We start from the raw sequence: 22661 nt of genomic DNA on the forward strand, positions 1-22661 counted from the left end.
CGACACCGCAGGTTGCAGAGGGGATTTAACGTTTGGCCGATGGGCGAACCTCCGCCGTTCTGCTAAAAGCCGTTGAACCTTTTCCTCCCGCCCTGGACACAAATCACAAGGGGAATTGTAGCCTGTGTACCGCCGCGCCGGCCTTTCGCGGATAATGATGCTTGCCGTCGCGCTGTTATCGGCAGCGGTCTCGGTGAGCGCCTTTGCGCGCGAATTCCGCACCGCCGATACCCAGAACGAGGACTATCCGACCGTCCAGGCGCTCAACTACATGGACCGCCTGATCGCGGAACGCACCGGCGGCCGGCACCGCATCCTGGTCTTCCATTCCCGCCAGCTCGGCGAGGAAAAAGAGACGCTGGAGCAGACCCGGGTCGGTGCGATCGATCTGAACCGGACCAATGTCGCGCTGATCGGAACCATGGTGCCTTCCGTGAATGTGCTGGCGATGCCGTTCCTGTTTCGATCGATTGAGCACCTGCAGCACGTGCTGGACGGACCGATCGGCAGCGAGATCCTGGACGATTTCCAGGCCCACGGCTTTGTCGGACTGACCTTCTACGATTCCGGCGCCCGCTCGATCTATAACAGCGTCCGCCCGGTGCGTTCGCTCGAGGACCTCAAGGGGTTGCGATTGCGTGTGCAGCAGTCAGAACGGATGTCGGACACGATCCGCGCGCTCGGCGCCGATCCGGTCGAGATGCCGTACGGCCAGGTCCTGACCGGCCTCGCCAACCGGCTGATCGACGGTGCGGAGAACAACTGGTCGTCGTTCGTTACCACCGGTCATTACAAATATGCCGGCTACTACGCGCTGACCCGGCACACCGTCAGTCCCGACGTGCTGGTGATGTCGCAGAAGGCCTGGGCCAGCCTCTCGCTGCAGGACCAGGCCATCTTTCGCGAGGCCGCACAGCGCTCCAGCGCCTACATGCGCGAGAAATGGCGGGAGCTCGAGGAGCATTCACGCAAGCAGGCGGAGCTGGCGGGCGTCAAGATCGTGACCGACATCGACCGCAAGCCGTTCGAAACCGCCATGGCCGGCGTCTATGCCAAGGCCGAGCGCGATCCAGCGATATCAGCGCTGATCGAACGCATCCGCAACGTGGAGTAGCCGGACCTTGGACGCACCCAAACAGCACGGGACGATGCGACGGCCGGCGGCGTTTGGGCCGCAGGGCCGTTTCCGCATCGTCCAGTTGCTGCGTGCGGTGCCGATCCGCTGGCGCATCCTTTCGATCGCGCTGCTCAACTCCGCGGTCGTGATCGTGCTGGCGGTGCTGATCTGGAACGGCGCGAAGGTGCTCGGCTCGGCCTGGGAGGATGTCCGTCAGGTGCGGGAATCCGACAAGATCCTGGCCAAGCTCGAGAGCGAGACCAGCCGCCTGCAAAACCTGATCCATCGCTACATCAACCAGCCGAGCCCGGACCTGTTCGCCGAAATCCTGCTGCTGCGCGAGGCCGTGCTCGGCACGCTGACCAACCGGGCCTCGACCGACCCGATGCTGTCGGGCTCGGTCGAGCAGCTCGAACGCGCCACCAGCCGTTTCCTCGACGGCTTCGGTGAATTGCGCACCGTGCAGACCAAGATCTCCAAGACCTATGACGAGCAGGTGCTGAGCCCGACCAAGGACATGGCCGGGCTCTACTCGATCATCGAGGGCGCCACCGGCCATCGCGACGCACTGATCTGGCCCGCGCTCGGCAAGTCGCGCGAAGCGTTCACCTCGCTGCTGGTCGCCGCCAACGCCTACTACCTCTCGCTCGCCTCGTCGTCGGCCGAGGAAGCCCGCCGCAACATCGATACGATCGAGAAGACGATTCCCGTCATGACCGATCTGGCCGAGAACGATTTGCAGCGCATGGCGCTGGCGCGGCTCAAGATCAAGACCGCCGAGCTGCGCGACGGGCTCGGCAAGCTCAGCGAACAGCTCACCAACCGCACCGATCTGCTGCGCAACTCGATCGACGCCAGCCAGGCCGACGCGATCGGCGCGATCGACGACCTCTCGGTGAAGATGCGCCAGCGCGAGCAGAAGGCGCAGGAGACGTTCGACAGGACGCTGACCTCGATCTCGCGCCGGGTGCTGTCGATCGCCGTGATCTTCCTCGGCGTCATCATGTCCGCCGGCGTGATGATCGCGCTGTCGATCCGGCTGCCGCTGGCGCAGATCATGGCCGCGATGCGCACCATCACCTCGGGCGACCTCGACCGGCCGGTGCAGGGCACGTCGGCCAAGGACGAGGTCGGCGCCATGGCGCGCGCCGTCGAAGTGTTCCGTGAAAACGCCATCGCCAAGCGCAAGACCGAGGACGAGCTGCGCACCTCCAAGGAGAAGGCCGAGAGCGCGCTGCTCGAGCTTAACACCGCGCAGCAGAACCTGATCGATGCCGAGCGCCTCGCCGCGCTCGGCGGCCTCGTTGCCGGCGTCGCCCATGAGGTCAACAACCCGATCGGCATCAGCCTGACGGTGGCCTCGAGCTTTGCGCGCCGCAGCGAGATGTTCGAGAACGACCTGAAGACCGAGCCGCTGCGCCGCTCCAAGCTCGACGAATTCGTGCGCGCCTCGCGTGACGCATCGCAGCAACTGGTCTCGAACCTGCAGCGCGCCGGCGAACTGATCCAGTCCTTCAAGCAGGTCGCGGTCGATCGCTCGCATGCCGAGCGCCGCCAGTTTGCCTTGAGCGAAGCGACCGACCAGATCGTGGCGAGCCTGCGTCCGGTGCTGAAGAAGGCGGCGATCGCGCTGTCCGTCGATGTGCCCGAGGGGCTCCTGATCGACGGCTATCCCGGCGCCTATGGGCAGATCTTAACCAATCTTTTCCTCAACGCCGTCAATCATGCCTTCGCCGAAGGCCGCTCCGGCAGCATCACGATCTCGGCGCGCGGACGTGGCGCCGACGATGTCGAGATCATCTTCGCGGATGACGGGGCTGGCATGACGCCGGACGTGCAGCGGCAGGCGTTCGACCCGTTCTTTACGACACGCCGCAACGAAGGTGGTACGGGCCTCGGCCTCCACATCGTCTATAACCTGGTCACCCAGCAGCTCGGCGGACGCATGATGCTGGAGTCAAGGGTAGGACAAGGCACCACTTTTCGCATTATCATGCCCAGGATCGCCAAGGGCCAGCCCACGATCACTGACGCAGCAGCCGACGGAACCAGTCAATGGCCGAACAGGACGATGTCCTCCAACTGATCGACGATACCGAGAGCCCCCCGGAGGACTCGTCGGCCCGCAAATGGAAGATCGCCGTCATCGACGACGACCATGCCGTCCATGAAGGCACCCGTTTCGCGCTCAGCGACTACAACCTGAACGGCGCGACGCTGGAGATCCTCTCGGCCTACTCCGCGGCGGAAGGCCGCACGCTGATGCAGGACAATCCCGACATCGCCGCCGTGCTGCTCGACGTCATCATGGAGACCGACGTCGCCGGGCTCGAGCTCGTCGAGTACATCCGCAACGAAATCAAGAACGAGACCGTCCGCATCATCCTGCGCACCGGCCAGCCCGGCCAGGCGCCGGAACGGCGCGTCATCGTGCAGTACGACATCAACGACTACAAGGCGAAGACCGAGCTCACCGCCGACAAGCTGTTCACCTCGCTGACCGCGGCGCTGCGCAGCTACCAGCAGCTCGAGCGCATGGTGCAGACACGGCGCGGGCTCGAGATCATCATCGATGCGGCCTCGACGCTGTACGACTTCAAGTCGATGCAGCGGCTGGCCGAGGGCGTGCTGACCCAGCTCGCCTCGCTGCTCAATGTCGACTGCGCCGGCATCCTGGTGCTGCGCGACGACGGCAATGCGGCCGTGTCGGATTTTTCGGTGCTGGCCTGCTCGGGCTGCTACAGCCGCTTCATCGGCACCACCTCGTCGAAGGCGCTCGATCCCGACCTGAGGTCGATGGTGGAGGCCGCATTCCAGCGCCGCAAGAACGAATTCGCCGATCATCGCAGCGTGCTCTATTCGCGCACCGGCAGCGGCCGCGAGGTCGTGGTGCTGCTGCAGGCCGAGCGCCAGTTGTCCGACACCGACCGTGCGCTGGTCGAGATCTTCTCGAGCCGGCTGTCGATCGCGTTCGACAACGTGATCCTCTACCAGCAGCTGCACGAGGCCAACACCCAGCTCGAGGACCGCGTCGCGCAGCGCACCCGCGCGCTGATGCAGGCCAACCGGCGGCTGTCGGCGCAGTGGCTGCGGCTGCAGCGCGCCAACGGCTTCAAGAACGAGATCCTCGGCACCGTCGCCCACGACCTGAAGAATCCGCTCGGCGTGATCCTCGGCCGCACCGAGATGCTGACGGAATTGATCGGCGCCAACTCGCCGAAGGAAAATGTCACGTCGCAGGTCGAGCACATCAGGGACGCGACCAAGCGGCTGACCTCGATGGTCGATCATCTGATCTCGGATGCGATGGCCGATGCCTTCGACATCACCATCCGCCGCGAGCCGGTCGATGTCGCGGCCCTCGTCAACGAGGTGACCGAGGCCAATCTGCCTTCGGCCATCAACAAGCAGCAGAGCATCACTGTCTCGGGTCCGCAGCATTTCGTCACGATGTGCGACGCCGACCGGATCCGCGAGGCGATCGACAACCTCGTCAGCAACGCCATCAAGTATTCGCCGATCGGCGGCAAGATCACGGTCGCGGTCAGCCACGAGGGCGACGACACGGTGATCCGGATCGTCGACCAGGGCCCCGGCCTCAGCCCCGAGGACCTCAGCCGGCTGTTCGGCCGGTTCCAGCGGCTGTCGGCCAAGCCGACCGCGGGCGAGAGCTCGACCGGCCTCGGCCTTTCCATCGTCAAGCGCATCATCGACATGCATGGCGGCCATGTGACCGCACAGAGCCCGGGCCCCGGACAAGGGTCGACCTTTACGGTTACACTGCCGGCGACAGAGACATCATGAGCCAGACACCGCATATCTTCATTGTCGACGACGAGGCACCGGCCCGCGAGATGGTCGGCGATTACCTCAAGATGCACGGCTTCGGCGTGACGCTGTGCGATGGCGGCAAGAGCCTGCGCAAGGAGATCGAGAGCAGTACGCCCGACCTCGTGGTGCTGGACCTCAACATGCCCGAAGAAGACGGGCTGTCGATCATTCGCGACCTCAAGAGCAAGATCAACGTCCCCGTCATCATGCTGACAGCTACTGCCAGCCCGATCGACCGCGTCGTCGGGCTCGAAATCGGCGCCGATGACTACGTGGCAAAGCCCTGCGAGCTGCGCGAGCTGATGGCGCGGATCCGCTCGGTGCTGCGGCGGAGCGGGCCCGCCAAGACCGCCGCGCCGGAACCGGCGACCGCCAAGGCCGAAAAGGAGCAGCTGGTGCGGTTCGGCACCAAATGGCTCGATCTCGAGGCCCAGGCGCTGCGCGACGACGAGGGCAACGAGCATCCGCTGACGGCCTCCGAATTCGGCCTGCTGAAGGTGTTCGCAGCCAACCCGAAGCGCGTGCTGTCGCGCGAACGGCTGCTGGAACTCGCCAATGCGCGCGACGCGGAAGCCTTCGACCGCGCCGTCGACCTGCGCATCATGCGGATCCGCCGCAAGATCGAATTCGACCCGACCAAGCCGTCGGTGATCCGGACCATCCGGGGCGGCGGCTATCTGTTCTCGCCGACCGGCGACAAGGCGTAGTCCGTTTCCGTTCTACCCCCGTCATCCTGAGGAGCGCGTAGCGCGTCTCGAAGGATGCACGGCCCGGCCGGTGGCCGTCGATCCTTCGAGACGCCTGCTGCGCAGGCTCCTCAGGATGACGGGTCTCAAATTCATCGAATTCGCTGTGCGGCACACCCGGAATCCACACACGTAAGGCTGTCATTCTCCGCAAAAATCCCTAAGTTTCGGCCATGCCGAAAACAGCCTCCAAAGACCCTGCCAAGCCCGCATCGAAGACCGCCCCCAAGCCCGTTGCCGCCAAACCGGTTGCGAGCAAGGCCACGGCCAAGGGCGACCACGTCTTCCTGGTCGACGGTTCGTCCTACATCTTCCGCGCCTACCACGCGCTGCCGCCGCTGAACCGCAAGTCCGACGGGCTGCAGGTCAACGCCGTGCTCGGCTTCTGCAACATGCTGTGGAAGCTGTTGCGCGACATGCCCGAGGACAACCGCCCGACCCATCTGGCGATCGTGTTCGACAAGTCGGAGATCACCTTCCGCAACAAGCTGTACCCGGACTACAAGGCGCACCGGCCGCCGGCGCCCGACGATTTGATCCCGCAATTCGCGCTGATCCGCGAGGCGGTGCGCGCCTTCGATTTGCCCTGCCTGGAGCAGATCGGCTTCGAGGCCGACGATCTGATCGCGACCTATGCGCGGCAGGCCAACGAGCGCGGCGCCAGCACGACCATCGTGTCATCGGACAAGGACCTGATGCAGCTCGTCACCGACAAGGTCGTGATGTACGACACGATGAAGGACCGCCGCATCGGCATCCCGGAGGTGATCGAGAAATTCGGCGTGCCGCCGGAGAAGGTGGTCGAGGTGCAGGCGCTGGCGGGCGACTCCACGGATAACGTGCCCGGCGTGCCCGGCATCGGCATCAAGACCGCAGCCCAACTGATCATCGAATATGGCGACCTCGATCAGCTCCTGTTCCGCGCCACCGAGATCAAGCAGCCGAAGCGGCGCGAGGCGCTGCTCGAGAACGCCGAGAAGGCGCGCATCTCGCGCCAGCTCGTGCTGCTCGACGACAAGGTCGAGCTCGACGTGCCGCTCGACGACCTCGCCGTGCACGAGCCCGACTCGCGCCGGCTGATCGCCTTCCTCAAGGCGATGGAGTTCACCACCCTCACCCGCCGCGTCGCCGACTATGCGCAGATCGACCCCGCCAATGTCGAGGCCGATCCCGGCAACAAGAGCGGCGCCAGCGTGTTCTCGCCGCTGCCGCCGTCGGATGTGACGCCGGCGCCGGGAGATGGATCGGCATCGGCCGCAGCTCCGCCGGCGAAGGCCAAGCCGACCGGCACGCGCGACGACAAGAACTCCAACCGGAAGGGCACGCCGAGCGCGCTGGCCGAGGCCCGCGGCGAAGCGATCCGCAAGACCACATTCGACCGCAAGGCCTACCAGGCGATCGGCAGCCTCGATCAGCTCGAGGGCTTCGTCGCCCGTGTGCCCGACAGCGGCTATCTCGCGATCGAAGCGATGTCGGAATCGATCGACCCGATGCAGGGCGAGCTCTCGGGGCTTGCGCTGGCGCTGGCGCCGAACGACGCCTGCTACGTGCCGCTCAACCACCGGGAGGCCGGCGGTGGCGCGGGCCTGTTCGATGCCGGCCTTGCTCCCGGCCAGATCAAGACCGCCGAGGCGCTCGCGGCATTGAAGCCGCTGTTGGAGTCGATCGGCATCCAGAAGGTCGGCTTCAACGTCAAGTTCACCTCGGTGATGCTGGCGCAGCACGGAATTACCCTGCGCAACATCGACGATGCGCAGCTCATGAGCTACGCGCTCGATGCGGGCCGCGGCTCGCATGCGCTGGCAGCGCTCGCCGAGCGCTGGTTCGGCCACGCTGTCGTGAATTACGGCGGCCTCGTCGGCAGCGGCAAGGGCAAGCTGACCTTCGATCAGGTCACGATCGACAAGGCCACCGAATACGCGGCCGAAAGCGCCGACGTGATCCTGCGGCTGTGGCGGGTGCTGAAGCCGCGCCTGGTCGCCGAGCGGATGACGACGGTCTACGAGACGCTGGAGCGGCCGCTGGTCTCTGTGCTGGCGCGGATGGAGCGGCGCGGCATCTCGATCGACCGCCAGGTGCTGTCACGCCTCTCGGGCGATTTCGCCCAGACCGCGGCCCGCGTCGAGGCCGAGATCCAGGAGATCGCCGGCGAGCCGGTCAATGTCGGCAGCCCGAAGCAGATCGGCGACATCATCTTCGGCAAGATGGGATTGCCCGGCGGCAGCAAGACCAAGACCGGCGCGTGGTCGACCACCGCGCAGGTGCTGGACGATCTCGCCGAGCAGGGCCACGAATTCCCGAAGAAGATTCTGGAGTGGCGCCAGGTCTCGAAGCTGAAATCGACCTACACCGACGCGCTGCCGACCTACGTCAATCCGCAGACCCATCGTGTCCACACCACCTACGCGCTGGCCGCGACCACGACGGGCCGGCTGTCGTCGAACGAGCCGAACTTGCAGAACATCCCGGTTCGTACCGAGGACGGCCGCAAGATCCGCCGCGCCTTCATCGCGACGCCCGGCCACAAGCTGGTGTCGGCGGACTATTCCCAGATCGAGTTGCGGCTGCTCGCGGAGATCGCCGACGTGCCGGTGCTGCGCCAGGCGTTCCGCGATGGGCTCGACATTCACGCGATGACCGCCTCCGAAATGTTCGGCGTGCCGATCAAGGACATGCCGAGCGAGGTGCGCCGCCGCGCCAAGGCGATCAATTTCGGCATCATCTATGGCATCTCGGCGTTCGGCCTCGCCAACCAGCTCGGCATCGCGCGCGAGGAGGCCTCGGCCTACATCAAGAAGTACTTCGAACGCTTCCCCGGCATCCGCGCCTACATGGACGAGACCAAGGACTCCTGCCGCCGCAACGGCTATGTCACGACGCTGTTCGGCCGCAAAATGTACTATCCCGACATCAAGGCCTCCAACGCCTCGGTGCGCGCCTTCAACGAACGCGCCGCGATCAACGCGCGGCTGCAGGGCACTGCCGCCGACATCATCCGCCGCGCCATGATCCGGGTCGAGGACGCGCTCACCGAGAAGAAGCTATCGGCGCAGATGCTCCTGCAGGTGCATGACGAATTGATCTTCGAGGTGCCCGACAACGAGGTCGCCGCGACGCTGCCGGTGGTGCAGAAGGTGATGCAGGACGCGCCGTTCCCGGCGGTGATCCTGTCGCTGCCGCTGCAGGTCGACGCTCGCGCTGCGAACAACTGGGACGAGGCGCATTAGAGTCTCAAGAGCGGCGCTCGCGGACGGTAGCTGCTCGTTGGTGAAGTAACGCTATCGTCGCATGCGGCTCCGCTCCAAGTCAGGTGAGCACCGGCAGACAGGCTCCCTCCCCCCTTGCGGGGGAGGGTGGGGAGAGGGGTATCGCACGACGCGCTCTCTCAACGTGAGTTCAATGACGCGCGGTTTGATGTTGCACGAGCCGCCTGTCCATTAATCATCTCGCCCGGGGCTACCCCGCTCCCCTCCCTCTCCCGCAAGGGGAGAGGGAGCTTGACCGATGTGCTCACCTTACTTGCCGTGTGCGATCAGCCATCCCGGCCCAAACTCTCGCACCACCACCGCCGCGTCCTACATTGCTCCGAGAGCAATTCCAGCATGGCCGCGCGGCGGATGACACGCTAGAAGCGTGTGCATCCCCCGCGAGGTCAATCATGCCCCATACATCCGCGTTGCTCGGCTTTGCGCTCGTCTGCCTCGGCATGGTGCTGACGCCCGGGCCGAACATGATGTACCTGATCTCGCGCTCGATCACGCAAGGGCCGGCGGCCGGCATCGTCTCGCTCGGCGGCGTCGCGCTCGGCTTCGTGTTCTATATGCTGTGCGCGGCGTTCGGCATCACCGCGCTGCTGTTCGCGATTCCCTACGCCTATGACGCGCTGCGCTTTGCCGGCGCCGGCTATCTGCTCTGGCTGGCGTGGCAGGCCGTGAGGCCCGGCGGCCGCTCGCCGTTCGAGGTCAAGCCGCTCAAGGTCGACGGCCCGCGCAAATTGTTCGCAATGGGCTTCCTCACCAATCTGCTGAACCCGAAGATCGCGATGCTCTATCTGGCGCTGCTGCCGCAGTTCATCGATCCCGCGGGCGGCAGCGTGCTGACGCAGTCGCTCGCGCTCGGCTCGATCCAGATCGTGATCAGCGTCAGCGTCAATGCGATGATCGCGCTCGCCGCCGGCTCGATCGCGGTGTTCCTCGGTACCCGCCCGACCTGGCTCTTGGTGCAGCGCTGGCTGATGGGCACGGTGCTCGCGGGGCTGGCGATGAAGATGGCGCTCGAGGCGCGGCGGGCCTAGCGAGCACCCTCTCCCTTTGTCGAACGAGTGCGCGCTCGTTCTCTCGCGAACGATGCACAGGCTCTGCGAGGCGTTTTGTGAGGCGCCTTTGCAGCGGTCAACCGGCGGCCTCGCGCAGACTTGCTTCGTAACGCGCGCTCGCCCGTTCGAAGTTGCGGCGCGCTTCTTCGCGGTCGGACCGGCCCTCTTCAAGCGTCAACGAATCCCATTTGCTCCGTTCCGTGGCAAAGAAATCGCCGCCGTAGACGTGGATCGCACTGCTCAGCCGATCGATTGGATTGATCACCGAATGGATGATCTCGGTGCCGAGCGGCACGGTATCGCGCGCGCGCAAGGCCCTGGCACCCGCTGCCTCTATCCGGTTCGGCTCGCCCGGAATGCGGCGCCAGAAGACGTTGTCCTCACGGCCCGCATAAACGCCGATCACGGCCCACATATGATGATCGTGAGGCGGCACGATAAAGCCGGGGGGCCATACCACGTGGAGGATGGTCAGCGTCGGGGAATGGAAGAGCGCACGGCTTTCAGGACGCTCCGGCTCGCCGAGCGCCCTGAATACCGCGGCCGGTTCGGACATCGCGCGGGCAACGACCTCATGAACGGCCCGGTGAGACGGGTCTGCCGCGAACGCCGCGCGGCAGTCGGCAACGAAACGCTCGGTGTCAAACATAGCGCTTCCCCTTTGGACAAGTTTCCGGCTTGACGGAAGAATGTCGCGGCTTGCTCAATGTGTCCAATGCATTTAACATCGGTCAATTCATGCAATTTATGTATTGAAATGGATCTTCGACAGTTACGCACTTTCGTCGTCGTTGCCGAGGCAGGCGGCTTTGCCGCCGCGCAACGGCAGCTGCGTCTGAGTCAGCCAGCTGCTTCTCGCCAGATCCAGGCGCTCGAAGACGAACTCGGGATCCCGTTGTTCGATCGCGTGGGCCGCGGGATCAAGCTGACGTCGGAAGGTGAGGATCTGCTGCGGCGCGGTCGCCGGCTCCTGCAGGATGCCGAATCGTTCCGCGAACGTGCGCGTGCGCTGAGGACCGGCCACGCTGGCGCGCTGCGGGTCGGCTGCAGCACCCAACATATGGAAACGGTGCTGGCAAATTTCCTCCCGACGTTCCGGCGCAAGCACCCTTCCGTGGTCATCGAATTGGTCGAGGATGGTGGTGCCCGCGTTCCCGATCGTCTGCAGCGCGGCGACGTTCATCTTGCGATCATTCCAGCCGCCGACGACGGCTATCACCGCCGGTTGCTGGCTCCCGTCCATATGCTTGCGGCGGTTTCGCCGCGGCATGGCTTCGCAAGCAGGCGGAAGCTGGAGATTGCCGAACTCGCCGAGGAATCATTGCTGCTGCTGCGGCGGGACTTCGCATCTCGCGGCTGGTTCGATGCCGCCTGCAACATCGCGCACATCAGGCCACGCGTGATCCTCGAAAGCACAGCGCCTCACACGCTGCTCGCGCTGGCAAAAGGCGGCAGCGATGTTGCCATCGTGCCGTCGAATGTCCAGATCCCCTCCGCCGGCATCCGCGCATTTCCGCTGATTCACAGGGGAGCGTCGATCGGGCGATGGACAGCCGTGGCTTGGGATCCGGAGCGCTTTCTGGCGCCGTATGCCAAATCCTTTATCGACGAACTCGTCGCCTATTGCGGCCAACACTATCCGGGACGCGAGTTTGCCAAGCGCGTCTCCCCTCTACCGAGGCCGGAAGAAACAAAGGCGTAATCGCCCTGCCGGGGGCTGCTTCCTCGCAATGCATCGAAGCCGGGTGAGGGGTTTGCATCCGCGGAGAGAGATCCCTCATCCGGCGCGCATCTATCGATGCGCGCCACCTTCTCCCACAAGGGGAGAAGGCAAGGACGCTCCAGCTCTCCTCAATCCAGCTTCGCCTCCATGCCCCGCTTGGTCGCGGGGCGGGCCATCAGCGCCTCGTACCAGCGTTTGACGTTGGGGAAGTCGGCCAGATCGACCTTGTGGCGCGGATGGCGCCAGGCCCAGCCGAGGATGGCGAAATCGGCCACCGAGAGCTCGCCGGCGACGAAGTCGCGGCCATCGAGCCGGCGGTCCAGCACGCCGTACAGCCGCCGCGTCTCGGCCATGTAGCGCTTCAGGCCGTAGGCGCGGTCCTGCTCGTTCTCCAGCGCGATGAAATGATGCACCTGGCCCGGCATCGGGCCGAAACCGCCCATCTGCCACATCAGCCACTCATAGACCGGGATCCGCTCCGCCAGCGGCTTCGGCAGGAACTTGCCGGTCTTCTCGCCGAGATAGAGCAGGATCGCGCCGGACTCGAAGATGCTGACCGGCTTGCCGCCGGGACCATCGGGATCGACGATCGCCGGGATCTTGTTGTTCGGGCTGATCGCGAGGAAGGCCGGCGCCATCTGCTCGCCCTTGCCGATATTCACCGGGATCACCTTGTAGGGCAGCCCCATTTCCTCCAGCGCCACCGAGATCTTGCGGCCGTTGGGCGTGTTCCAGGTGTGCAGCTCGATGGTCATTTCCGCTTCCCGTGCAAATATTTGGCAGAGTGTTTGGCGTCTGCTTACGGGGAATGGAGCGGCCGCACAACCGCGCTTTCCGGAAAGCTCGCCCGCGGAAATCGCGACGTGGGCGCTGTTGACGACGGGATTTACCCGCTGGAATGTGCCGGTGACCGCCGATAGATTGCCGGCCGCCCCAAGCCCCAAAACCCTCAGGGAAAAGCCTTGTCCAAATCAGCCTCCCGCGCCCGCCTCGCCGAGATCATCCGCAAGCGCTCGTTCGGCCGCGGCGAGATCACGCTGGCGTCGGGCCGCAAGAGCGACTTCTATTTCAACCTGAAGCCGACGATGCTCGATCCCGAGGGCGCGGCGCTGCTCGCCGAGCTCACCTATGAGGCGCTGAAGGACGACCGGCTCGATTTCGTCGGCGGGCTCGAGATGGGCGCGGTGCCGCTCGCCGGCGCCATCGCGCAGCTGTCCTGGCTGAAGGGCCACCCGATCGCAGCCTTCTTCGTGCGCAAGAAGCCGAAGGAGCACGGCGCGCGGCTCGCAGTGGAAGGCCTCGCCAAGGGCGAGTCGCTCGCCGGCAAGCGCATCGTGATCGTCGAGGACGTCACCACGACAGGCGGCTCGGCGCTGAAGGCGGTCGAAGCGGTGCGCGAGGCCGGCGGCGAGATCGCGCTGGTCTTCACCATGGTCGACCGCGAGGAAGGCGCGACCGAGACCTTTGCCGAAGCCGGCTTGCCGTTCCGCGCGCTCTACAAGGCCGGTGAGTTCCTGAAGGACTGAGACTCGCGTGTCCCGGACGCGGTGCAGCGCATAGCGATGCGCCGCAGAGCCGGGACCCATGCTTCCGCCGATCGCTGGGCCCCGGCTTGGCAGCGCACCACTTCGTGCTGCGCAGCATCCAGGCCACGAGAGCATGGCGCCGCTCGTCGTTTCTTGTGACGCCGTCACGCACAATCAATCGCTCGTTTACCATCCCATCCTATGGTGAGTCCGCCGGGGCACCTTGTCGCCGCGGCGTGACGCGTCGGGTGGAGTTGGCGTTGCGTACAGAGTTGAGTGATCGGCGCATGCGGCGCCGCGTGATGCTTGCCGCCGCAGCGTTTGCGGGTTCTGTGCTAGTCGTGCCCGCTCCCGTCTCAGCCGAAGGGCTGTTCGACTTCTTCTTCGGCGGTGCCCAGAAGCAGCAGGGCCGGCAGGCCCCGCCGCAAGCCAATTTCTTCGCCGACCCGTTCGGCCTCAACCAGCAGCCGGAACGCCAGACGTCGGCACCGGTCTCTGCGCCGCGCGTCGCCGGTTCCGGGCCGGCCTATTGCGTGCGCACATGCGACGGCAAGTATTTTCCGCTGACGATGCGCGGCAACGCCACCCCGGCGCAGCTCTGCCAGGCCTTCTGCCCCGCAAGCGCGACCAAGGTCTACTACGGCAGCCATATCGACAGTTCCGCATCGACCACCGGCGAGCGCTACGCCGACAGCGAGAATGCCTTCGCCTATCGCAAGGCGTTGCGCGCCGACTGCACCTGCAACGGCCGCGACCCGGCGGGGCTCGCACCGGTCGACCTCGCGCTCGATGCCTCGCTGCGCGCCGGCGACGTGATCGCGACCACCGACGGCCTGGTCGCCTATACCGGCATCCGCGTCGGCAACGAGCAGTCGTTCGACTTCACGCCGGTCGCCTCCTATCCCGGCTTGACCGCGGCGGTTCGCGCCCGGCTCGGCGAAATGAAGGTCGCGCCGGTCAGCGCGGAAATCGCCGGCGAAGCACCCCTGCCGGAAACCAGCCGCGATGCCGCGCCGCCGGCGCCGTCGTCTGCTGCGCCGAAGGGCAACGCTGCAAAGCCCGCCAAGCGGGCCGAGGTGAACTGATAGACTAGGGCGTCATTCCGGGGCGATGCAAAGCATCGAACCCGGAATGACGACATCAGAAATTGCTAGCGCGCCACGATCACGCCGATCACGTTCGGCGCGGCCATGTATTTCTCCTCGATCGCGGCCCGCGCGGCGGCGCGGTTCTCCGGGTTGAGGATGCCGCGCTTCTCGGCGAGGATCATCCAGCAATAGCCCCACCAGTCCGTCAGCATGCCGTGCTCGTCGACGAGATCGTAGCCCTGCTCGCCGGCGAAGATCCGCGCATGCGCCTCGTCGAGCGAATCGAGCCAGGCGTGATCCGCGTCCGAGAACAGTTCGTCGCTGAAATCATCCGTGGTGTAGCCCCAGATCGACATGCAGACCGCGTTGAACTCGCGATCGAGCTGGTCGTCGTCGATCGGCTGGCGCCGCGAGGCCTGATGCAGCCGCGACAGCGACCGCGCGAAATCGGCAATCCGGGTCAGAGCGAATTGATCAAAGGCGATGGTGGACATGTAGTCCTCGCGGAGACTTGGAGACCATAGATATTGTGTCGGCGCAAGCACCGAATCACAATGATATATCAAAGACTTGCTAAAGTGTTCTTAATTCGTTCTATTTGATTTATGGTTGGTTTATAGACTGCCCCCGAGCGTCGTCCTGGCGAAAGCCAGGACCCATTACCCCGACTGGGCATTATGAAGCGAGTTCGGGCCACGAATGAGCACCGGCACCTACTACGTCTACATCCTCGCGAGCCGTCATCACGGAACGCTCTACATCGGCGTCACCAACGATATTCGGACCCGGCTCGAACTGCATCGTTCGGGCCGCGGTTCCAAGTTCGTCCATAAATACGAAGTCTTCCGCCTCGTTCACCTTGAGGAATTCGCGACACCGCAGGAAGCCATCGCACGCGAGAAGCAGCTGAAGTTCTGGAAGCGCGATTGGAAGATCAAGCTGATCGAAGCGGAAAATCCGGATTGGAACGACTTGTCGGACCTCATCTGGCAATTGGGGTAATGGGTCCTGGCTTTCGCCAGGACGACGATGTGGTGCGCATCGCGCCTATTGCGCCCTCCCCCAAAAGCAATTCGGGCCGCTGACCAGGTCAGCGGCCCGTTGAAAATAATTGCTTCGGAATGAAATGCGTCGGAGCTAAAAATCGTGCCCGCCCCACGGGCGACAGGTGTGGTTGTAGAGAACTTCTTAATTTCTGGGTATCCGTGTCACCACGGTGTTCCCGTTGCGCGTGAAGGCGCGTTGCGCGGCCGCTCAATTCGCTGCCGACAGCAGTCTGTCGCCGCAGGCATTTGCGTAGAACTTGCCGCCGCATTGCCGCTTGATGGCGGCGCAGCGCGCGGCCGGTGAGGCGTTCTGCGCGACGCTGAAGCTGCAGGTCAGGCCGTCGGCGCTGCGGCCCGGTTTGCCCGCCGCGTAGGCCGCGCTGGTCGCCGTGATGCACACCACGAGCAAGGCTGCGGCCGCGATCTCGATCAGCAGTCTCATCACGCATCCTCCGCCAAATTGTCGCAAAATGCCGGCTTTCGCAGCCGATCGTAGCACCCGTGAGGGTGGCTCCGGAAGGTTCCCGAAGCGGCCCGGTCTTTGCATAAAATCGTGGCAACGCTGTGTATGGGTATCGTCCCGGTTTCGGTTGCCATGCAAGGCGCGTATCATTGCGCTGGAGTATGATCGGAAAACCGCGGGAACCGGGATTTCCGGGGGACCATGCTCGGACTAGGAGATGGGAATCATGATGCGCGTCATCGCATCATGTTCCGATCTGAACGGCAGGGATTGGGCGCGTTGCAGGAACAAACAGACTACCCGGCATTGAACCAGCCGATCGACGAGCTGGCGCTGACCGAGATCAAGAGCGCGATCCTGGCCAAGCTGCGGCTCGCGATCGGCAAGGACGCCACCGTTGCCACCAGGCGCGACTGGTACAAGGCGGCGGCGCTGGCGCTACGCGACCGCATCGTGCACCACTGGCTGACGGCCGAGAAGCAGAGCTACGACGCCGGCGCCAAGCGCGTCTATTACCTGTCGCTGGAATTCCTGATCGGCCGCCTGTTCACCGACGCGCTGAACAATATGGGGCTGCTGCCGCTGTTCGAGGCCGCGCTCGGCGACCTCGGCGTCGATCTTTCCGACCTGCGCAAATGCGAGCCGGATGCGGCGCTCGGCAATGGCGGCCTCGGGCGGCTCGCGGCCTGCTTCATGGAGAGCATGGCGACGCTGGCAATCCCCGCGACCGGCTACGGCATCCGCTACGATTTCGGCCTGTTCCGCCAGATCATGAACCACGGCTGGCAGCAGGAATATCCCGACGAATGGCTCGCCTTCGGCAACCCCTGGGAATTCCAGCGGCCGGAGGTGGTCTACAACGTCCATTTCGGCGGCCATGTCGAGCATGTCGACGACCGCGGCCGCGACCTCGCCACCTGGCACCCGGCGGAAACCGTCGAGGCGATGGCCTACGACACACCGATCGTCGGCTGGCGCGGCCAGCACGTCAACGCGCTTCGGCTGTGGTCGGCGCATGCGCCCGACCCGCTCCAGCTCGACGTCTTCAACACCGGCGACTACGTCTCGGCCAGCGCCGAGCAGGCGCGCGCGGAAGCGATCTGCAAATTCCTCTACCCGAACGACGAGAGCGCGGCGGGCCGCGAGCTCCGGCTGCGCCAGGAATATTTCTTCGTCTCGGCCTCGTTGCAGGATCTCGTGAAACGGCACCTCGCCTCCGACGGCGGCCTGCGCAACCTCGCGCAGAAGGCGGCCGTGCAGCTCAACGACACCCATCCGAGCCTTGCGGTCACCGAGCTGATGCGCATCCTGGTCGACCTGCACAGTTTCCGCTGGGACGAGGCCTGGAAGATCACGGTCGCGACGCTGTCCTACACCAACCACACGCTGCTGCCGGAGGCGCTCGAGACCTGGCCGGTCGAACTGTTCGAGCGGCTGCTGCCGCGCCATCTCGAGATCATCTACCGCATCAACGTGGCCCATCTCGCGCTCGCCGAGGAGCGTTTCCCCGGTGACATCGAATATCGCGCCTCGGTCTCGCTGATCGACGAGCGCAGCGGCCGCCGCGTGCGGATGGGCCAGCTTGCCTTCGTCGGCTCGCACCGCATCAACGGTGTGTCCGCGATGCATTCCGACCTGATGAAGGAGACCGTGTTCCACGACCTCCATCATCTCTATCCGTCGCGCATCACCAACAAGACCAACGGCATCACCTTCCGCCGCTGGCTGATGCTGGCCAATCCGCGGCTGACCGCGCTGCTGCGCGAGGCCTGCGGCGAGGCCGTGCTCGACGACTTCTCGCTGCTCGAGCGGCTCGAGACCCATTCGAGCGACCTCGAATTCCAGAAGCGTTTCCGCGACGTCAAGCATCACAACAAGCTGGCGCTGGCGCGGCTGATCGGCGAGCGCAACAACGTCAAGGTCGATCCGTCGGCGCTGTTCGACGTGCAGATCAAGCGCATCCACGAATACAAGCGGCAGCTGCTCAATATCCTCGAGACGATCGCGCTGTACCACGCGATGAAGGACGAACCGCAGCGCGACTGGGTGCCGCGGGTAAAAATCTTCGCGGGCAAGGCGGCGGCGAGCTACCGCTACGCCAAGCTGATCATCAAGCTGATCAACGACGTCGCCGAGGTCGTCAACAACGACGCCTCGCTCGGCGGCAAGCTGAAGGTCGCCTTCCTCGCCGACTACAATGTCAGCCTCGCCGAGGTGATCATCCCGGCCGCCGATCTGTCCGAGCAGATCTCGACCGCCGGCATGGAGGCCTCCGGCACCGGCAACATGAAGCTCGCGCTGAACGGCGCGCTGACGATCGGCACGCTCGACGGCGCCAATATCGAGATCCGCGATGCGGTCGGGCCGGAGAACATCGCGATCTTCGGCCTGGAGGCCGGCGACGTCATGGTCCGCCGCAAGCAGGGGCTCGACGCCGGCGACATCATCCGCAAATCGCCCCGGCTCGAGCGCGCGATCCGTGCGGTGGAGAGCGGCGAGTTCTCGCCGGGCGATGCCGCGCGCTTCGCCTCGATCGGGCACGCGCTGCGCTATCTCGACCACTACATGGTCTCGGCCGATTTCGATTCCTACTACGACGCGCAGCGCGGCATCGACGCCCGCTGGCAGGTGATCCCGGCCTGGACCCGCGCCTCGATCCTCAACGTGGCGCGCATGGCGTGGTTCTCCTCCGACCGCACCATCCGCGAATATGCCGAGGACATCTGGCACGTGCCGGTGCATCCGACCGCACCGCCGCTGCTCGGAGCACAGCGCGAGGCGAAGGGATAATCCCGGGGCGCGGAAATCGATTACGTCCGACCTCATTGAATTCGGCGCGAGAGCCCGCGATATTCGTTGTGAACTCACGCCGTCATTGCGAGCGTTAGCGAAGCAATCCATCTCTCCCTACATGCGGATGGATGGATTGCTTCGTCGCTTCAGCGCAAAATTGCTTTGCAATTTTGTCGCGAGCTCCTCGCAATGACGACGAACAGATCGGTACTTAAGGAATTGCATGCTGACCAGGACCCCGCACCTTTTCGACGAAGCAACCGCCGTGACCGCCGGCGACAGCCGCTGGCAGGGGCGGACCAGCCCGGATTACTGGGCGTTCGTCGGCCCGTTCGGCGGCTGCACCGCCGCGACCATCCTGCGCGCGCTGATGCAGCACCCGCAGCGCGCCGGCGATCCGCTGGCGCTGACGGTCAATTACTGCGCACCGGTCGCCGAGGGCGTATTCGATCTCGATGTCCGCCTGGTGAAGGCCAACCGCTCGAGCCAGCACTGGTCGGTCGAGATGACGCAAGGCGGCGGCGAGGTCGCGACGCTGGCGACCGCGGTGTTCGCCGAGCGCCGCCCGTCCTGGTCGCACCAGCCGGCCGAGTTTCCCGGCGCCGTGCCGTTCGAAGAGCTGCGGTCCTATCCGAGGCTCGCGATGACCTGGGCCAACCAGTACGATTTCCGCTTCGCGGAGGGCGAGCCGAAACTCGGCGGCGGCGCCGCGAAGGAGCCGTCGAGCCCCTATTCAAAGCTCTGGATCGCCGACCGCGTGCCGCGCAAGCTCGATGCGCTGTCGCTGATGTCGATGTCGGATGCCTTTTTCGGCCGCGTCTTCCATGCGAGGAGTGAGCTGGTGCCGTTCGGCACGGTGTCGCTGACGACCTATTTCCACACCGACGCAGCCGATCTCGACGCCGAAGATACCACCCGCGTGTTGGCCACAGCCGACGCAAAAATCTTCCACAAGAGCTACGGCGACCAGCACGGCGAATTGTGGTCGCCCTCCGGCCGCCTGCTCGCGACCACGACGCAGATCGCTTACTTCAAGGCGTAATCCCACCCGAGCTATCCACATGGTCGGAATTGAACGGATTGCCTATTTCAAGGGTTGAGGGAACATTGGCGCGTCGCTTCTGTTTCCACGCCTTTGGGAGCACTGGCCTTTGGGAGCATTGCCGCATGTCCGAAGTCGACAATTCCAGATCGTCCCGCATCGCGCTGCTTGGCGTTCCCATCGAGATCGGCGCGTCTCAGCCGGGTCCGCTGATGGGCCCGGACGCGCTGCGCACCGCAGGCATCGCGCGCCTGCTCGAGCAGCTCGACTTCCAGGTTGACGACCACGGCAACCTTGCGATCCCGCAGGTCGTCGCCGACGGCCCGGCGCCGGCCAACACCAAATTCTACGACGAGGTGAAGACCTGGACCCGCGCGCTGTCCGAGCGCGCCTACTGGCTGGCGCATTCCGGCGCGATCCCGATCTTCATGGGCGGCGATCACTCGCTGTCGATGGGATCGATCAACGGCGTCGCCCGCTACTGGCAGGAAAAGGGCCGGCCGCTGTTTGCGCTGTGGGTCGACGCGCATGCCGACTACAACACGCCGGCCACCACCATCACCGGCAACATGCACGGCATGTCGGCGGCGTTCCTGTGCGGCGAACCCGGCCTCGACGACCTGCTCGGCGGGCTGCCGCGCGCCCCGATCCCGCCGGATCAGCTCGACCTGATTGGCACGCGCTCGGTCGATCCGCTGGAGCGCAAGCTGCTGCGGCAGCGCAACGTCTCCATCGCCGACATGCGCCAGATCGACGAGTTCGGCGTCGCCGTGCTGACCCGCCGCGTGATCGAGCGCGTCAGGGCCAGGAACGGCGTGCTGCACGTCTCGTTCGACGTCGACTTCCTCGATCCGGAAGTCGCACCCGGCGTCGGCACCACGGTGCCGGGCGGCGCGACCTATCGGGAAGCCCATCTGATCATGGAGCTGCTGCACGATTCCGGACTGGTGCGCTCGCTCGATATCGTCGAGCTCAATCCGTTCCTCGACGAGCGCGGCCGCACCGCGCGCGTCGCGGTCGAATTGATCGGCAGCCTGTTCGGTTTGCAGATCACCGATAGGCAGACGCCGAGCAACGCCGTGCTGCCCGAGATGGGCGAGTAAGGGCGCGCGCATCGCTCCCTGTCCCGTCATCCTGAGGAGCGCGGCACGCGCGTCTCGAAGGATGCACGGGCCCGACTGGTGCCCGTCGACCCTTCGAGACGCCGCTTGCGCGGCTCCTCAGGGTGACGGATCGAGAGCTGTGATCTTCGGATACATCAAAACAAAAAAGGCGGCCACGAAGGCCGCCTTTTCAAATCGCGTATCGCTTGCGCGCCTTACTCCGCCGCGAGCTTCACTTCCGGCGCGGCGGCGCGGACTTCGGCGTCGACCTGCGCTTCGAACTTGGCAAAGTTCTTCTGGAACATGCCGACCAGCGCACGCGCAGTCTTGTCGAACTCGGCCTTGTCGGCCCAGGTCTTGATCGGATCGAGGATGTGCGGCTCGACGCCCGGCAGCGAGGTCGGCACCGCGAAGCCGAAATACCTGTCGGTGCGGAAGTCGGCGTTGCGAAGCGAGCCGTTCAGCGCCGCGGTCAGCAGCGCACGCGTCACCTTGATCGGCATGCGGCGGCCGGTGCCGTACTTGCCGCCGGTCCAGCCGGTGTTGACCAGCCAGCAATCGACATTGTGCTTGGCGATCAGCTCGCGCAGCATGTTGCCGTAGACTGACGGATCGCGCGGCAGGAACGGCGAACCGAAGCACGTCGAGAATTCCGGCTGCGGCTCGTTGCCGAGACCACGCTCGGTGCCGGCGACCTTCGCGGTGTAGCCGGACAGGAAGTGATACATCGCCTGCGCCGGGGTCAGCTTGGCGATCGGCGGCATCACGCCGAACGCGTCGGCGGCGAGCATCACGACGTTCTTCGGTTGCGGCGCGCGGCCGGTGCGCGAGGCGTTCGGAATGAAATCGAGCGGATAGGCCGAGCGGGTGTTCTCGGTCTTCGAGCCGTCGTCGAAATCGGGTACGCGGTCATTCGCGCCGAGCACGACGTTCTCCAGCACCGCACCGAAGCGCTTGCTGGCGGCATAGATTTCCGGCTCGGCTTCGCCCGAGAGCTTGATGCACTTGGCGTAGCAGCCGCCTTCGAAATTGAAGACGCCGTCCTCGCTCCAGCCATGCTCGTCGTCGCCGATCAGCGTGCGCTTGGGATCAGCCGACAGCGTAGTCTTGCCGGTGCCAGACAGGCCGAAGAAGATCGCGGTGTCGCCGTCGGGACCGACATTGGCCGAGCAATGCATCGGCATCACGCCCTTCTCGGGCAGATAGAAGTTCAGCGTCGTGAACACGCTCTTCTTCATTTCGCCGGCATAATAAGACCCGCCGATCAGGACGATCTTGCGGGCGAAATCGATCGCGACGACGTTCTCGGACTTGCAGCCGTGCCGTTTCGGATCGGCGCGGAAGCTCGGCAGGTCGATGATGGTGAGTTCCGGCACGAAGCTCGCGAGCTCCGAGGTCTCGGGGCGGATGAGAAGCGTGCGGATGAACAGCGAGTGCCAAGCGAGCTCGGTGAACACGCGCGTCTTGATCCGATGCTTCGGATCGGCGCCGCCATAGAGATCCTGCGCGAACAGCGTCATGCCTTCGGCATGCTTGAGGAAGTCGGCATGCAGCGCTGCGAACTGCTCCGATGTGATCGACTGGTTGCCCGCCCACCACATGCTTTTGTCGGTCAGGCCGTCGCGGACCGTGAACTTGTCCTTCGGGCTGCGACCGGTGAACTCACCGGTATCCGCGCAAAGCGCGCCATCGGCCGAGAGCACCGCTTCGCCGTTGCGCAGCGAATGCTCGTAGAGCTGAGGCGCACCATAGTTCCAATGCACGCCCTTGAGATTTTTTAAGCCGAATTTGTCGGCACCGAAGGCACCGTTATGCACGCCCGTCTCTTGCACGAAGAACCTCCTCGAACCCGCGTATCCTTGTTCGCG

18 protein-coding genes are annotated in these 22661 nt (G+C 64.9%); 13 read left to right on the top strand and 5 right to left on the bottom strand.

Annotation, left to right across the window (positions count from 1 at the left end; translation table 11 throughout):
• Window positions 1-157 precede the first annotated feature (157 nt).
• From ACVILL_RS08860 to ACVILL_RS08885, 6 genes are all read left to right on the top strand, one after another.
• The gene (locus ACVILL_RS08860) at window positions 158-1114 is read left to right on the top strand and encodes a TRAP transporter substrate-binding protein (protein WP_456728719.1); all 957 of its coding nucleotides are present in this window, start codon (window positions 158-160) and stop codon (window positions 1112-1114) included.
• A 34-nt stretch (window positions 1115-1148) separates the two neighbouring features.
• Window positions 1149-3203: an ATP-binding protein gene (locus ACVILL_RS08865; RefSeq protein ID WP_456734212.1), complete on the top strand. Its 2055-nt coding sequence runs from the start codon at window positions 1149-1151 to the stop codon at window positions 3201-3203.
• Window positions 3173-4921 carry an ATP-binding response regulator gene (locus ACVILL_RS08870; protein ID WP_456728720.1) on the top strand — a complete coding sequence of 583 codons (1749 nt, stop codon included), beginning with the start codon at window positions 3173-3175 and terminating at the stop codon, window positions 4919-4921. The genes ACVILL_RS08865 and ACVILL_RS08870 overlap by 31 nt, the downstream gene beginning before the upstream one ends.
• Window positions 4918-5655, top strand: coding sequence for a response regulator (locus ACVILL_RS08875; RefSeq protein ID WP_456728721.1), 738 nt, complete (start codon window positions 4918-4920; stop codon window positions 5653-5655). Before ACVILL_RS08870 ends, ACVILL_RS08875 begins: the two co-directional genes overlap by 4 nt.
• A gap of 212 nt (window positions 5656-5867) precedes the next feature.
• Entirely contained in the window at window positions 5868-8921 is a 3054-nt protein-coding gene (polA, locus tag ACVILL_RS08880; RefSeq protein ID WP_456728722.1) for a DNA polymerase I, read from the top strand.
• Between the two features lie 431 nt (window positions 8922-9352).
• Window positions 9353-9988, top strand: coding sequence for a LysE family translocator (locus ACVILL_RS08885; RefSeq protein WP_456728723.1), 636 nt, complete (start codon window positions 9353-9355; stop codon window positions 9986-9988).
• A 97-nt stretch (window positions 9989-10085) separates the two neighbouring features.
• On the opposite strand, the gene ACVILL_RS08890 is transcribed toward ACVILL_RS08885, so the two are convergent.
• Window positions 10086-10658 (bottom strand): hypothetical protein, encoded by a 573-nt coding sequence (locus ACVILL_RS08890; protein WP_456728724.1) that lies wholly within the window; start codon window positions 10656-10658, stop codon window positions 10086-10088.
• A 108-nt stretch (window positions 10659-10766) separates the two neighbouring features.
• On the opposite strand from ACVILL_RS08890, the gene ACVILL_RS08895 reads away from it, so the two are divergent.
• The gene (locus tag ACVILL_RS08895) at window positions 10767-11711 is read left to right on the top strand and encodes a LysR family transcriptional regulator (protein ID WP_456728725.1); all 945 of its coding nucleotides are present in this window, start codon (window positions 10767-10769) and stop codon (window positions 11709-11711) included.
• A gap of 149 nt (window positions 11712-11860) precedes the next feature.
• Here the strand turns inward: ACVILL_RS08895 and ACVILL_RS08900 are convergent, their stop codons facing one another.
• Window positions 11861-12487 carry a glutathione S-transferase family protein gene (locus ACVILL_RS08900; RefSeq protein WP_456728726.1) on the bottom strand — a complete coding sequence of 209 codons (627 nt, stop codon included), beginning with the start codon at window positions 12485-12487 and terminating at the stop codon, window positions 11861-11863.
• Window positions 12488-12694: 207 nt separating this feature from the next.
• On the opposite strand from ACVILL_RS08900, the gene pyrE reads away from it, so the two are divergent.
• Both pyrE and ACVILL_RS08910 read left to right on the top strand, forming a co-directional pair.
• A complete protein-coding gene (gene pyrE, locus ACVILL_RS08905) occupies window positions 12695-13258 on the top strand; it encodes an orotate phosphoribosyltransferase (RefSeq protein WP_092122894.1) in 564 nt (187 codons plus the stop codon).
• A 287-nt stretch (window positions 13259-13545) separates the two neighbouring features.
• Window positions 13546-14343, top strand: coding sequence for a DUF2865 domain-containing protein (locus ACVILL_RS08910; protein WP_456728727.1), 798 nt, complete (start codon window positions 13546-13548; stop codon window positions 14341-14343).
• Window positions 14344-14408: 65 nt separating this feature from the next.
• Here the strand turns inward: ACVILL_RS08910 and ACVILL_RS08915 are convergent, their stop codons facing one another.
• The gene (locus tag ACVILL_RS08915; RefSeq protein WP_456728728.1) at window positions 14409-14840 is read right to left on the bottom strand and encodes a hypothetical protein; all 432 of its coding nucleotides are present in this window, start codon (window positions 14838-14840) and stop codon (window positions 14409-14411) included.
• 205 nt (window positions 14841-15045) lie between these two features.
• Here ACVILL_RS08915 and ACVILL_RS08920 point away from each other — a divergent pair, with 205 nt between their 5' ends.
• The gene (locus ACVILL_RS08920; RefSeq protein WP_456728729.1) at window positions 15046-15348 is read left to right on the top strand and encodes a GIY-YIG nuclease family protein; all 303 of its coding nucleotides are present in this window, start codon (window positions 15046-15048) and stop codon (window positions 15346-15348) included.
• A gap of 252 nt (window positions 15349-15600) precedes the next feature.
• Here the strand turns inward: ACVILL_RS08920 and ACVILL_RS08925 are convergent, their stop codons facing one another.
• Complete coding sequence (locus tag ACVILL_RS08925) at window positions 15601-15834, bottom strand: hypothetical protein (protein WP_456728730.1); 234 nt, start codon at window positions 15832-15834, stop codon at window positions 15601-15603.
• Window positions 15835-16101: 267 nt separating this feature from the next.
• Between ACVILL_RS08925 and ACVILL_RS08930 the strand changes: the two genes are divergently transcribed.
• From ACVILL_RS08930 to rocF, 3 genes are all read left to right on the top strand, one after another.
• Complete coding sequence (locus ACVILL_RS08930; protein ID WP_456728731.1) at window positions 16102-18645, top strand: glycogen/starch/alpha-glucan phosphorylase; 2544 nt, start codon at window positions 16102-16104, stop codon at window positions 18643-18645.
• 226 nt (window positions 18646-18871) lie between these two features.
• Window positions 18872-19690 (top strand): acyl-CoA thioesterase, encoded by an 819-nt coding sequence (locus ACVILL_RS08935; protein ID WP_456728732.1) that lies wholly within the window; start codon window positions 18872-18874, stop codon window positions 19688-19690.
• A 125-nt stretch (window positions 19691-19815) separates the two neighbouring features.
• On the top strand, window positions 19816-20793 hold the full coding sequence (gene rocF / locus ACVILL_RS08940; RefSeq protein ID WP_456728733.1) for an arginase: 978 nt from the start codon (window positions 19816-19818) through the stop codon (window positions 20791-20793).
• A gap of 215 nt (window positions 20794-21008) precedes the next feature.
• Here rocF and ACVILL_RS08945 read toward each other — a convergent pair whose 3' ends face one another.
• Window positions 21009-22625, bottom strand: a complete 1617-nt coding sequence (locus ACVILL_RS08945; RefSeq protein WP_456728734.1) for a phosphoenolpyruvate carboxykinase — start codon at window positions 22623-22625, stop codon at window positions 21009-21011.
• Between the last annotated feature and the right edge of the window lie 36 nt (window positions 22626-22661).

It is taken from the genome of Bradyrhizobium sp. USDA 3364, assembly GCF_054056355.1.